The organism is Duganella callida, assembly GCF_004614165.1.
Taxonomy (GTDB): Bacteria; Pseudomonadota; Gammaproteobacteria; order Burkholderiales; family Burkholderiaceae_D; genus Rugamonas; species Rugamonas callida.
In genome coordinates this window covers 1-13,423 of sequence record NZ_SPVG01000169.1, presented here as the reverse complement: position 1 = coordinate 13,423, position 13,423 = coordinate 1, and the positions used below count along the sequence as shown (strand labels likewise).

The following is a 13,423-nucleotide window of genomic DNA, read 5'->3' as shown; positions in this document are numbered from 1 at the left end:
TTCGGTCAACTTCATGATCATATGCTGTCGTCCTGCGCGCGGCATACGCCGCATCCTGCATTGACGTGGCATATTGTCGCGGAAGGGCCGCGGTGTCGGGCTCTCCGGACAGGCAGCGTACCTGTGGTGCGATCGCGATGTGCAAGTGATGAGGGATGAAGATGAGTTCAGGAATGGAGCGGCGGCAGTTTTTCAGACTGGCGGCCTTGCTGTCGGGCGGCGTGGGCGGAGCGCGCGCGGCGGCCGCCGGCCGGCCGAGTGGCATTGACGACGCCACCACCACCAGCACGCGCACGCGCCGCCAGGACAGCGCCGATCTGGCGCCTGACGACACGCCTCTGCATTGGCTGGACGGCGCGGCGCCGCCCGCCTTTCAGGGCGTGACCTGGGGCGTGCCGTGGCCGCAGGGGCGCGTCGCGTCGGACAGCGGGTTTGAACTGAGCGGAGCCGGCGTCCAGCACAGGAACGGCAGTGGCAACGGCGCTGCGGGGCGTGGAAGCGATGGTGATCGGGAAGGCGACAGCCCGTCAGGCGCGGTGCGCGTGGTGCAGTCCTGGCCGCTGGCTTACTGGCCGGACGGCTCGCTCAAATGGTCGGCTCACGCCTTGCCGCCGTCGGCCGGGCCGGCGCTCGGCGGCGGCTACATTTTGCGGCCGGTGACCGCCAGCACGGCACCATCCGACGACGCCATGATCGGCAGCCACCAGTCCGACCGCATCGTCATCGATACCGGGACGCTGCGCTGTACGCTGGCGCGGGCCGGCAATGCGCTGCTCGCCGAGGCGCGGCGTGCTGGCAAACCATTGCTGCGCGATGGCCGTCTGGTGCTGCTGGTGGACGATGACGACGGCGATGAGGCGACGACAGCTGGCGGAACCGCGGCGACAGCGACGCGGCGGATTGCTTACGAGAGCGAGATCCGCGGCAGTGTGCTGGAACAGAACGGGGCGCAGCGCGCGGTGGTACGTATCGACGGAACTCACCGCAGCAAGGATGGCGCCAGCATGCTGCCGTTCGTGGTGCGGCTGTATTTCTATCGCGGCTCGGACGCCATCCGCATCGTGCACACGCTGACCTACGACGCGGACCCGAATAAGGCCTTCGTACGCGGTGTCGGACTGCGCTTCCATGTGCCGCTGGCCGGCGCGCCGCATGACCGCCACGTGCGCTTCACCGGCGCCAATGGCGGTGTATTTGCCGAAGCGGTGCGCGGGCTGACCGGCCTGCGGCGCGACGCCGGTGCGGCGGGCGAGGCGCAGCTGGCTGGCGAAGCTGCCGACAAGGTCGCCGGCGGACTGCCCTCGGCCGTCGCCAAGGGGCTGTCCTACATCCCGGCCTTCGGTCAGTACACGCTGCTGCAGGCACACCCGGACGGCTACACCATCAGCAAGCGCACCGGCGGCGGGCGTGGCTGGGTCCATGCGGCCAGTGGCGCCCGGGCCGGCGGCAGCGGCTATCTGGGCACGCCGGACGGTGGCGTCGCCTTCGGCATCCGCAACTTCTGGCAAAGCTATCCCGGCCAGATCGACATCCGCGACGCCGACGCCGACCTGGCCAGCGTCACGCTGTGGCTGTGGGCGCCGCGGGCGCCGGCCATGGATCTGCGCTTCTACCACGACGGCATGGGCGAGAACGACCATGCGAAGCAGCGCGACGCGCTCGATATCACTTACGAAGACTACGAACCGGGTTTCGGCACACCATACGGCGTGGCGCGCACCAGCGAGCTGGAACTGCAATTGCTGCCGGCAACGCCGTGCAACGAAGCCATGGCGGCGATCGGGCGACGCATGCAGACCCCGCCACTGCTGACGGCATCGCCGCAGCGGCTGCACGCCGCCGGCGTGTTCAGCGAGTTTTGGGCGCCGGGAACGCCGGCCGCGCGGAAAGCCGCGCAGCTGGAGCGCCAGCTGGACTGGTGCTTCGATTTCTATCGCAATCAGGTCGAATACCGCCGCTGGTACGGCTACTGGGATTACGGCGATGTGATGCACACCTACGACCGGCAGCGCCACATGTGGCGTTACGATGTCGGCGGCTTCGCCTGGGATAATTCGGAACTCAGCACCGAGGTCTGGCTGTGGCACTACTACCTGCACAGCGGCCGTGCCGACGCCTACCGCATGGCCGAGGCAATGACGCGCCACACCGGCGAGGTGGACGTGCATCACATCGGGCCATTCAGCCCGCTCGGCACGCGCCATGGCGTGCAGCACTGGGGCGACAGCGCCAAGCAGCTGCGCGTGTCGACCGCGATCAACCGCCGCTTCCTGTATTACCTCAGCGCCGACGAGCGCGTCGGCGATCTGCTGCGTGAACAGGTCGACGCCGTGGCGCGGCTGCGCGACATCGTCCCCGGCCGCAAGGTGGGGCAAAAGGCGCCCGACAGCGAACCGGACACCCATGCCAGCGTGGCCTTCGGCACCGACTGGGGCGCGGTGGCGGCGGCCTGGTACACCGAGTGGGAGCGCAGCGGCAAGCCGGAATACCGCGACAAGCTGCTGAACAGCATGGCCAGCATCGCCGCGCAGCCATTGGGATTTCTGGCCGGCGGCGGCGTGATGGATCTGCGCAGCGGCGCGTATCTGATCGATCCGCAGGCAAAGATCAGCGTCTCGCATCTGAGCGCGGTATTCGGTCTGCCGGAAATCTGCAGCGAATTGATACGCACGGTGCCGCAGCCGGCCTTCCGCGACGCCTGGCTGCGTTACTGCCGCCTGTACAACGCCACTCCCGCGCAGCAGAAAGCGGAATTGGGGCAGGATCTGGGCAAGCTGAATCTGGGTCAGGGCCATGCCCGGCTGCTGGGTTACGCGGCGGTGCAGCAGCAGGACGCCGCCATGCTGGCGCGCGCCTGGGCGCAGTTCGAAGAAGGCAAAGCCGGTTTGCGCGACAGGGATCTGGTCGCGCGCCGCGTACAGCCACCCCTGGTGCTCAACGAAGTGGAAGAGGCGCCGACGCTGTCGACCAATGCCGTGGCGCAGTGGGGTTTGGGCGCGCTGGGCATGCTGGCCCTGGACGCGGCGGGCGCGGATGGCGCGGAACTGGTACGCGACGATTTCCGCCGCTTCGATGCGCGCAGCTGGGCGGTGGAGGCGGAAGCGGGCGATGCGCCGTCGGCGGCGAGAGCAGAAGCAGGGGCGCTGCTGCTGGATGCCCGGCGCGGCCTGACGGTCTGGCTGCGGCGGCAGCTGCTCGGGCACTATGAAATCAGTTTTACGCGCACGGTGCTGGCGGACGGCCGCCTGTCCGACCTGAATTTCTTCTGGGAGGCGCAATTGCCGCAAGGGTTTACGCGGTCCGGCAAGCTGGAGGAATACGATCGCCTGAAGCTGTTTTACGCCGGCATAGGCGGCAATAGCAACAGCACCACGCGCTTCCGCTATTACGATGGCAGCGGCGAACGCAAGCTGCTGCGGGAATACACTTCAAGCGAGTATATGCTGAGGGCGGGGCAGGCTTACCGTATCCGCATCGCGGTCGATGCGCGCGGCACGCGGCTGTATGTGGACGACAAGGAGTACTTCAACGCTCCCGGTCCTCTGGCGGGCGGTGGCTACTTCGGCTTGCGCACCACGCAGTCGCGCCAGAAGGTGGAAAACTTCGTGGTACGGCGTATCGCCTGATCCGGCTCAGGCGGCGTTGCGCCACTCGACCCGGTTGCGGCCAGCCTTTTTGGCCTGATACAGGAGGGCGTCGGCTGCGGCGAACAGCTCGGCGCCGGTTTCGCTGGTGTTGGCGCTCAAGGTGGCGCCGCCGGCGCTGACGGTCAGCACCGGCGCCACCGACGACGCCTCGTGCGGAATCTCCAGTTCGGCGATCGCGCAGCAGATGCTGATGACCACCTGGCGCGCCTGCACCGCTTCGGTGTCGGGCAGCAGCAGCACCATCTCTTCGCCGCCGTAGCGCGCCGCCAGGTCGGCCGGACGACGCAGGCCGGCCGACGCCGAACGCGCCACCGCCCGCAGGGCGCGGTCGCCGGCCGGATGGCCGTAGTGGTCGTTGTACTGCTTGAAGGCGTCGATATCCAGCAGTGCCAGCGACAGGGGCCGGCCGCTGCGGCGGCTGCGCTGCCATTCCGCCTCGTATACCTCGTCGAAGCGGCGGCGGTTGGCCAGCTCGGTCAGACCGTCGACGTGCGCCAGATGCTCAAGCATGCGGCGCTGGCGCACCATCTGCAGATGCATGGCGACGCGCGCCATGACCACGGTTTCGTTGAACGGTTTGGAGATATAGTCGGCCGCGCCCATTTTCAGGCCGTTGGCTTCGTCCTCGGGCCGCCCCAGGCCGGAAATGAAGATCACGGTGATGTGCGCGGTCTGGGCGTCGGCGCGCAGGCGGCGCAGCACCTCGTAGCCGTCCATGTCCGGCATGATCACGTCCAGCAGGATCAGGTCCGGCAGGTGGCGCGCGGCGCGCTCCAGCGCCTGCTCGCCGTTCTTGGCCAGCAGCACGGTGTGCTCGGGTTTCAGCAGTTCGGCCAAAACCTGGCGGTTGACGATGTCGTCGTCCGCCACGAGCACCTTTTGGGTTCCAGCGAAATTCATGGGTTTTCTTCCAGTTCGTTTTGCAGGGCGCGCGCCAGAGCGGCCAGCGGCGCCAGCGCGACTTGGTATTCTAAGTCGTCTACGGCGCGCTGGATAGGCTCAATTTTATCGGCGTGGCGCAGAGTGACCGGCAAGACGCGCAATTCGGTCAGCACGTCCTCGGCGCGGGCGTCGTCGGCGCGCAGGTAGGCTTCCAGGCGGGAGATCAGCAGTTCGGCGTCGTCGTCGCGGTAGCGTACCTGCACCGCCGGCTCTCCCAGCTGCGCCAGGCCGTGGATGATGGCGTCCAGTCCGGCCGACAGCTCGTTGGCCGCCACGGCGATCTGGCTCATGTTGATCTCGTTCTGGCTGCCGGCCAGCGCCTGTTCCAGCGCCTCCGCCTGCGCCGCCAGCTTGGCGGCGCCGATGTAGGCGGCGGTGGCCTTGAGGTTGTGTGTCAGGCCATGCAGGGCTTCGCGGTCGCCGACCCGCAGCGCGGTGCGGATGGTCTGCGCGGCCGATCGATACTCGCGCTGGAAGCCGCGCACGCGTTTTTCCAGGCGTCCGCGCTGGCCGTCCACGCTGTTCAGCGCCTGCTGCCAGTCGACGCCGGGAATCAGCGGCAGCGGCGCGCTGGCGCCGATGTAGTCGATCGGCGGCGGCGCTGCCTGTACGGCGGCCTGATTGTGGGCGCGGCGCGCGGCCAGGCGCGACGGCGGTATCCATTTGATCAGGCTGCGGAACAGCTGCTCCGGCACGATCGGCTTGGTGATATGGTCGTTCATGCCGGCCGCCAGGCTGTCGTCGCGGTCGCCGGCCATGGCGTAGGCGGTCATGGCGACGATCGGCAGATGCTTGCAGCGCTCGATGGCGCGGATGCGGCGCGCCGCGGTCAGGCCGTCCACCTCGTTCATCTGCACGTCCATCAGCACCAGGTCGTAGTCGGCCTGTTCGACCATGCGCACGGCGTCGCCGCCATGTTCGGCGACGTCGATCTGCATGCGCGCGGCGGACAGGAAGTCCAGCGCCACCTCGCGGTTGTTGGCGTTGTCCTCGACCAGCAGGATGCGGGCGCCGTCCAGCGCCGACAGGTCGCGCATGGCCAGCCCGCCGCTGTCCGAGCGGCGCAGCGCCCGCGCCGGCTGCTGCGGCGTCACCGGCCAGTCCACCGGCGCGACATTGTCGGCGGCGATGCGCAGCCGCACCACGAAGCTGAAACGGCTGCCGATGCCGGGCGTGCTGCTGACCTGGATGTCGCCGCCCATCAGTTCCACCAGCTGGCGCGAAATCGCCAGTCCCAGGCCGGTGCCGCCGTATTTGCGGGTGGTCGAGCCGCTGGCCTGGTTGAACGACTGGAACAGGTTGGCGATCTGCGAAGGCCGCATGCCGATGCCGGTGTCGCTGACCGAGAAGCGCAGCGCCACGGTGTCCGCCGCCCTGTCCATCAGTTCGACGGCGACGATGATTTCGCCGCGCTCGGTGAACTTGACGGCGTTGCCGGTCAGGTTGATCAGCACCTGGCTCAGACGCAGCGGGTCGCCGATCAGGCGCGCGGGTACGTCGGGATCGATGCGCATCTTGAATTCCACGCGCACCGTGTCGGCCTTGATGATGGTCATGCTGGCCAGATGGTCGAGCATCTCCTGCAGGTCGAACGGCGCCGATTCCAGTCCCAGCTTGCCGGCCTCGATCTTGGAGAAGTCGAGGATGTCGTTGATCACCGCCAGCAGGTGTTCGCCGGCGCCGAGGATCTTGCCCAGGTAATTCTGCAGCTTGGGATTCGGCTCGGTCATCAGCGCCAGGCGGCTCATGCCGATGATGGCGTTCATCGGGGTGCGGATTTCATGGCTCATGTGGGCCAGGAATTCGGATTTGGTGCGGGTTGCTTCCTCGGCGCGCAGCATGGCCGCCTGCATCGACTTGGTGCGCAGGCCCAGGATGCGGGTGAACAGCAGCGCGTCCAGCATGTTCCCGAACTGCAGCGAGTGCATGGTCCAGAAGTTGGCGCCGACCTTGCCGCCGATGACCTGCGACAGCACGGCCGACGACACGAAGCTGATCGCCCAGCCGACCAGGAAATAGATGCCGACCGCGTCGCCGCGGCGCGCGCGCAGGTAGGCGCCCGGCAGGCCGAGCAGCATGGGCATGATGCCCAGCGTGCTGACGATGATCACCAGCGTCTCGACGTCGATGAAATCGGCGATGTAGGCCAGCGCGCCGAGCACGCACAGCGCCGCGCCGGCCTTCATCAGGCGGCTGAAGACGCGGTCCTTGCCGGGACGGGCCAGCGCGTGTTCGACGAACAGGTAGGCGCCGCAGGAGGCGATCAGCGCGAACACGCCGCCGGCGTGCATGCTCATCCAGGCATTGCTTTTCCAGATGTACTGGTTGCCGAGGCCGAAGAACTCCAGCTGGAACAGCGCCATCCCCAGCAGCAGCAGGGCGAATTTGCCGAACAGCGGTTCGCGCAGCGTGATCCACTGGGCCACGCTGTACAGCAGCAGGCAGGTGCTCAGGCCGGCCAGCAGCCCTTGCAGCATCTGCTCATTGAGCGCGGCGGCATGGAAGGCGGGCGGGCGTGAAAAATAAATCGGCAGGATCATGGCGCCGGTGTTCTCGACCCGCAGCAGCACCACCTGTTCCGCGCCGGGCGTCAGATGCAGCACCGCCGCCGGCGCGCGGCCGCGCGGGTCGCCGTCGGCGTCGTTTTGCAGATTGCCGATGACCTGATGGTCGGTGATGCGGCCGGCGGCGGCCACGTAGACGTCGATGCGGTTCAGCACCGCGTAGTCGATACCGAGTATCCATTCGCCGTCGCTCTGGGCCGGCAGCGAAACCGGAATGCGCAGCCACATCACTTCCTTGTGCACGCCCAGCGTGGCGTAGGCGGAGTCGGGGACCGTGTAACGCTCGGCCGCATCCAGCGCTTCCTCCGGCGCCAGCTTGCCGCCGGCGTCGGCCAGCACCCGCACCGCGCGCCAGGCGTCGACGCGCTCGCGCTGCACGTCCAGCAGCAGCGGGCTGACGGCGGTCGCCCAGGCGCCGGGCAGCGATGTCAGCGCAACGATCAGCAGGAGCAGGCGGGCGAGGTATCTCAGCATGGAATCAGATGCGGTAGTCCAGCCGCAGCGAGAAGGTACGCGGATCGCCCGGCACGGCCATGCCGAAGCTGTCGATGCTGATCGGGCGCACCTGGTCCTCGATATTCCTGACGCGCGCGCTCAGGGTCCAGTTGGCGCCGGCCGGGCGGTAGCCCAGCGTGGCGTCGCTTTCGGTATAGGCCGGAATGCGGTACTGCAGCAGCTGGCTTGGCACCGCGATGACCGCGGAAGCGCTGCGGCGTGCACGCACCCCGGCCGCCAGTTCGCCACCCGCCAGGCGGAAGCTGTGTTCATAGCCCAGCGTCAGACTGTGCGCCGGCGAGCGATCGAGCTTGTTGCCGGCCCAGTCATGCACACCGTCGGGGCTGTAGCGCACGTAATGGGCATCCAGCAGCGCCAGCGCGTAGCTGACGCGGTCGCGCGCGGTGGGCGCCAGCTGACCCTCGGCTTCCAGCCCGCGCACGCTGGCCTGGCCGGCATTGGCGGTAACGAAGCGCGGCGCACCCTGAACCATGGCGACACCGGACAGCTGCAGATTGCTGTAATCGTAGTGGAAGACCGACAGATTCAGGCTGCCCTTGCGGTCCCAGTAACGGGTCTTGAGGCCGGCCTCGTAGGATCGCACGGTTTCCGGCCGATAGAACAGGGTTTGGGCGGGCACCGCCAGCGCCGCCGGGCAGCTCATGCCCTGTTGCGTGACGCCGGCCAGACAGCCGTCATTGAAGCCGCCCGCCTTGTAGCCGGTGGCGGCGGCGCCGTACAGCAGCGTCGCCGGCGCCAGATCGTAGTCGGCGCCCAGGCGCCAGGTGGTCTGGCTGCTGTGCAGGCTGGCGGCGTTGAGCAGCCGGACATCGGTGGCCGGATTGAACACGGCGCTCTGCTGGAAGTTGGTCGAGCCCACGTGCGACTTGTCGTCATCGGTATAGCGCGCGCCGGCGGTGGCGCGCAGCCGCTCGCTGACCCGCCAGGTGGCCTGGCCGAAGACGGCCTTGCTGGCGGCTTCGGTCGGGCCGTGCGGGAACACGTAGTAGGGCGGCAGGCCGACCGGTTCCAGGTCGCGGAAGGCGTACAGCTGCGACGACGATTCGCGGAACCAGTACAGGCCCGCCTGCGCGCTGAGCGGACCGCCGCCGCCGGTGGCGACGCGCAGCTCATGGGAGTTCTGCGTATAGTCGCCGCTGAATGTCTGGCGCACGCCGAGCGCCAGCTGCGGTGCCACGCGGTAGTAGAAATTGGCCAGCGCGTCGTGGCGGTAGCCGCGGTGCGCGCCGAGGTAGTACAGCGTGAGCGCGCCCAGGTTCCAGCGCAGGTCGGCGCTGACGCCATCGCCGGTCTTGTGGCTGTATCCCTGTTCCGGCACGGCGTTGGGCGGCACGAAGGCATTGGTCAGCTGGGCGCCGGTGGCGGCGCCGTTCCAGACCGGTTTGCCGCTGGCGACGCCGTTGTAGAAATTGGTGTCGGGGACGAAGCTGTCGTTGTTGTCATCGATGCTGGCGTGATCGTAGCGCAGCAGCAGGCTGGCGTCGCCGCCGAGCAGCAGTCTGGCCGACAGGCGCACCGAGAGGTCGTCGCGATCCTTGCCCAGCGTATGGCTGGTGTGCTGGGCGTTGGTCAGATAGCTGTCATGGCGGTTGTACGACAGCGCGGCGCGCAGCGCCAGCATGTGGTCGACCGGTACGTTGAGCATGACCTCGGCCTTGCGGCTGGCGTAATTGCCGGCTTCCACCGCGGCGGCGGCCTCGAAGCGGTCCACCGGCGCCTTGGCGATGACGTTGACCACGCCGGCCGTGGTATTGCGGCCGTACAGCGTGCCCTGCGGACCGCGCAGCACCTCGACGCGTTCCAGGTCGTAAAAGCTCAGGTTCTGGATCTGCGGACGGGCGATGTAGACGCCGTCCAGCAGGAAGGCGGCGGACGGATCGCCCTTTTCGGTGGCGTCGGCATTGGAAACGCCGCGGATGGTGATGCGCAGGCCGTCGGCGGCGTTATCGAATTCCACGTTCGGCAGGCGCGTACCCAGCCCGGCCGGCGTGTCGATGCCGGCGGCGCTCAGCTGCTCGCCCGACAGCGTGCTCATGGCCACCGGCGTGCGCGACTCCAGCGCGGGTTCGCGTTGCGCTGTCACCGTCACTTCCTGGATCTGCGCACGTGCCAGGCCAGCGAGCACCAAGGACAACGTCATCACCAATAACCGGGGGGCGCCGGGCGCCGGGGCATTCATCATTGCTGTTTTTAAACGATAGTTGCGCGGGAGACGCAAAACATCCGAGTGTAACAGGTTGAATTACACTTTCGTGGAAACTACGGCAACTATCTGAATAAAAAACTACTTTAGAGCAACACTGGATTTCGCTGCCATATCGAATAGCAGAGGCAGGTGGCAAAACTCACCCATAAAATGTAGGGAAGCAGCATGAGCCCCGCCCAGCGGTCGCGCCGGTGGAAGGCGGCGATGGTGGCGGCGATGAACAGCCAGAGCACGATGATTTCGGCGAACGCCAGCCCGCCCAGATGCCAGCCGAAGAACAGCCAGGTCCACAGGGCGTTGAGCGCCAGCTGGACCGTGTACAGCACCAGTGCACGGCGCGCCAGCGGGCTGGCGCAGCGCTGGACGCGCCAGGCGGCGACCGCCATCAGGGCGTACAGGATGCTCCAGACCGGGCCGAACACGTTCGGCGCCGGCGCCCAGTCCGGCCGGTTCAGCTGCAGGTAGAAGCTCTGCGCCTGGATCGAGGCGGCGGCGCCGATGGCGGCAAAGAAGAAGGTGGCAAGCAGCCAGCCGCCCAGCGCGGGCAGGCGCAGGGGGCGGTGCTGTGGGGCGGTAGCATGGGTGTTCATGACGGGCCTCCATGGGTAAATAAGGCGATGATGACGAATATGCGCTTGCTGGTCTGTGCGGAACGGCACTGATCTTCAAGCTGCGGTTGAAGGTGCTTCAAGACATGGCCCAATTATCAACGCTGGCGGCGGCGCGCACAATGCTTTTCATCGACAACCCAGGGAGGGCAGCATGAAAGATCAGATTGTGGTGGTGATAGGCGGCTTGTCCGGCATCGGCCGGGCGGTCGCGGAGCAGGCCGCGGCGGCCGGCGCGCGCGTGATTGCGGCGGGACGCCGCGCGGTGCCGGCGGACTGGCCGGCCCACATCGGGGCGGCGCAGCTGGATGTCACGGACGACGGGGCGGTGCAGCGCTTCTTCGCGGACATCGGCGCGTTCGATCACCTGGTGCTGACTTCCGGCCCGGTGATTCCGTCGGCGCGGCTGGCGGAGCAGGAGGTGGCGGCGGCGATGGCGGCCTTCAACGTCAAGTTCTTCGGCCAACTGCGCGCGGTGAAATACGCGGCGCCGCGGTTGCGCGCCGGCGGCTCGGTGACGCTGACCTCCGGCCTGCTGGCCCGCAAGGCCATGGCCGGCGGTTTGGTGAAGGCCACCATGAACGCGGCGGTGGAGACGATGGGCAAGACGCTGGCCAAGGAACTGGCGCCGCTGCGCGTGAACGTGGTCAGTCCGGGCATGGTGGAAACCGGCATGTGGGGGCCGCTCAGCGATGCCGACCGCAAGGCGATGGCGCAGCGCGCCGGCGCCGGCCTGCCGGTGGGTCGCGTGGGACAGGGCGACGACCTGGCGCAGGTGTACCTGATGCTGATGCAGAACGGTTTCATGACCGGTACGGTGGTGGACGTGGATGGCGGAGGTCTGTTATGAACCAGCAGAATGTGCAGGAGCGCCGCCGTTTTCTGGCGCAGGCGGCCGGTGGCGCGGCCCTGATCGCGGGCGGCGCGGTGGCCGACGCGGCCGACGTGAATGGCGCGGCGCAGGGTGCGGCGGGTGGCGACGGCAAGTTCTGGCCGAACGGCGCGCGGCTGGTGATTTCGGTGTCGATGCAGTTCGAGGCCGGCGGTCAGCCGCCCAAGGGCGCGGATTCGCCGTTCCCCAAGGTCGATTTCCCGGCCAGTATCAAGTCCGACCCGGTCAGCAATACCTGGTTCGCCTACGGCTACCGCGAAGGCGTGCCGCGCATGCTGGACCTGTGGGACAAACACGGCATCAAGGTCACGTCGCACATGATCGGCGAGGCGGCGCAGCGCCATCCCGAGCTGGCGCGCGAGATCGTCAGGCGCGGGCACGAAGCCTCCGGCCACGGTCCGCGCTGGAGCTCGCAGTATGCCATGAGCCGCGCCGAGGAACGCGCGTTCCTGGTCGCCGGCCGCGACATGGTGAAGCAGGTCACGGGCCAGGAGACGCTGGGCTACAACTGCAACTGGCTGCGGCGCGGCCCGAACACGCTGTCGCTGCTGCAGGAGCTGGGCTTCCTGTACCACATCGATGACGTCAGCCGCGACGAGCCGTTCATCGAACAGGTCGACGGCAAGGATTTCGTGGTGGTGCCCTACACCTTGCGCAACAACGACATCCTGCTGATCGAAGGCCGCAACTATTCGCCGCAGCAGTTCCTGGATCAGATCAAGGGTGAATTCGACCAGCTGTACGAGGAAGCCGGCACGCGCCGCCGCATGATGTCGATCAGCGCGCACGACCGCATCAGCGGCACGCCGCAGATGGTACGGGTGTGGGACGAGTTCCTCAGCTATGCGCGCAGCAAGGCCGGCGTGGCGTTCATGCGCAAGGATGATATCGCGCGCTACGCCCTGTCGAGCAAGCTGACGGTGCGCGAGCGCGAGACCATCTGATCGCTAAGTGGCGGCGGCGCGGCGCGTTCCTGTGCGCCGCGCCAGCACTGTTTCGGCGATGCGCCGGCCGGCCAGGAAGGCGTGTTCCGGGGCGTCGGCCGCCGCCGCGCCGTGGCGGCCCGCCAGCAGGATATCGTGGTGCGCCATCCAGTCGCGAATGGTCGTCACGTTGGCGTCGTATGTGTCGTCGTACACCGCGCGGGCGTAGGGCAGGTCCAGCTGACTGGCCGCCAGCACGCGATCGTCGGCACGCAGAAAGCCGGTACGCACGCAGTCTTCCAGGCAGCGGGCGATCAGACCGTCGCCGTCCAGCGGCAGCGGCCGGGCGGGAGAGTACGCAATCTCGCAGGTGAAACCGAAGCCGCCCGGCGCATTGCAGGCGTTGCTGGCATTCCCTTGTACGAAGATGCGCTGGAAGATGGTGTCTTCGGGGTAGTCGATCCAGTGCTTGTCGGTGAGGCCCGGCCGGTCGATGCCCAGGTTCACGCAACGCAGCGAGACATGCCGCAGCGCGCCAGCCGCACGCTTGACGCCGGCGGGCGCCGCGCCGCCGGTCAGCCGCACCAGCTCGGGCAGCGGCACGGTGCTGATCAACTGATCGTATTGCTGGCGGCGGCCGTTGGTCAGCAGCAGGGCATGTTCGGCGGGCAGCACCACGGCGACTTCGGCCCTGAGCTCGACCTTGCCGCGGATATGCGGCAGGAAGCCCGCCATCAACGCCTGCAGGCCGCCGCGCAGCGGGTAGCCGAAGCGGCTGCCGGAATCGGCGTGCGGGGGCTGGTTGGGCGTGTATGCGTGCTGGCCGCAGGTGCCGATCCGGGGTGTCTGCCAGTGCTGGTTGTCGCCCAGCAGTCGCTCGTACATGTGCAGCACATAGGCATCGTCGGAACATGCGATGCGCTCCGGGCGGTCGAAGATGAAGCCCTGGTCGTGCATCGAGCGGCAGCCGCCGCCCACGCTGGCCTGGCGTTCCAGCAGCAGGGTGCCGGCATCAAGATGGTAGGCGGCCGAAAGGCCGGTCGGTCCGGCGCCAATGACGACGCAGCCGGCGGGGACCGGGTTGTCGGCGGCGCGTGGCGTCGGCGCGGCCGAGCCGCCCTGGCG

8 protein-coding genes are annotated in these 13,423 nt (G+C 67.9%); 3 read left to right on the top strand and 5 right to left on the bottom strand.

The window, feature by feature from the left end; all coding sequences use genetic code 11:
• Nucleotides 1–161 precede the first annotated feature (161 nt).
• A complete protein-coding gene (locus E4L98_RS16315; RefSeq protein WP_205746749.1) occupies nucleotides 162–3,626 on the top strand; it encodes an exo-rhamnogalacturonan lyase family protein in 3,465 nt (1,154 codons plus the stop codon).
• A 6-nt stretch (nucleotides 3,627–3,632) separates the two neighbouring features.
• Here E4L98_RS16315 and E4L98_RS16310 read toward each other — a convergent pair whose 3' ends face one another.
• The 4 genes from E4L98_RS16310 to E4L98_RS16295 all read right to left on the bottom strand — a co-directional run bounded on the left by E4L98_RS16310 (nucleotide 3,633) and on the right by E4L98_RS16295 (nucleotide 10,465).
• Entirely contained in the window at nucleotides 3,633–4,547 is a 915-nt protein-coding gene (locus E4L98_RS16310) for a diguanylate cyclase (protein WP_135202609.1), read from the bottom strand.
• Entirely contained in the window at nucleotides 4,544–7,627 is a 3,084-nt protein-coding gene (locus E4L98_RS16305; RefSeq protein WP_135202608.1) for a hybrid sensor histidine kinase/response regulator, read from the bottom strand. Before E4L98_RS16305 ends, E4L98_RS16310 begins: the two co-directional genes overlap by 4 nt.
• A 4-nt stretch (nucleotides 7,628–7,631) precedes the next feature.
• Complete coding sequence (locus E4L98_RS16300; RefSeq protein WP_135202607.1) at nucleotides 7,632–9,809, bottom strand: TonB-dependent receptor; 2,178 nt, start codon at nucleotides 9,807–9,809, stop codon at nucleotides 7,632–7,634.
• 149 nt (nucleotides 9,810–9,958) lie between these two features.
• On the bottom strand, nucleotides 9,959–10,465 hold the full coding sequence (locus E4L98_RS16295) for a TspO/MBR family protein (RefSeq protein ID WP_135202606.1): 507 nt from the start codon (nucleotides 10,463–10,465) through the stop codon (nucleotides 9,959–9,961).
• 172 nt (nucleotides 10,466–10,637) lie between these two features.
• Between E4L98_RS16295 and E4L98_RS16290 the strand changes: the two genes are divergently transcribed.
• Entirely contained in the window at nucleotides 10,638–11,333 is a 696-nt protein-coding gene (locus E4L98_RS16290) for an SDR family oxidoreductase (RefSeq protein WP_135202605.1), read from the top strand.
• Nucleotides 11,330–12,319 carry a polysaccharide deacetylase family protein gene (locus E4L98_RS16285; protein ID WP_135202604.1) on the top strand — a complete coding sequence of 330 codons (990 nt, stop codon included), beginning with the start codon at nucleotides 11,330–11,332 and terminating at the stop codon, nucleotides 12,317–12,319. Before E4L98_RS16290 ends, E4L98_RS16285 begins: the two co-directional genes overlap by 4 nt.
• Before the next feature lie 3 nt (nucleotides 12,320–12,322).
• Here the strand turns inward: E4L98_RS16285 and E4L98_RS16280 are convergent.
• Nucleotides 12,323–13,423, bottom strand: a 1,101-nt coding sequence (locus E4L98_RS16280) for a protoporphyrinogen/coproporphyrinogen oxidase (protein WP_135202603.1), incomplete at its 5' end; no start/stop codon positions are given.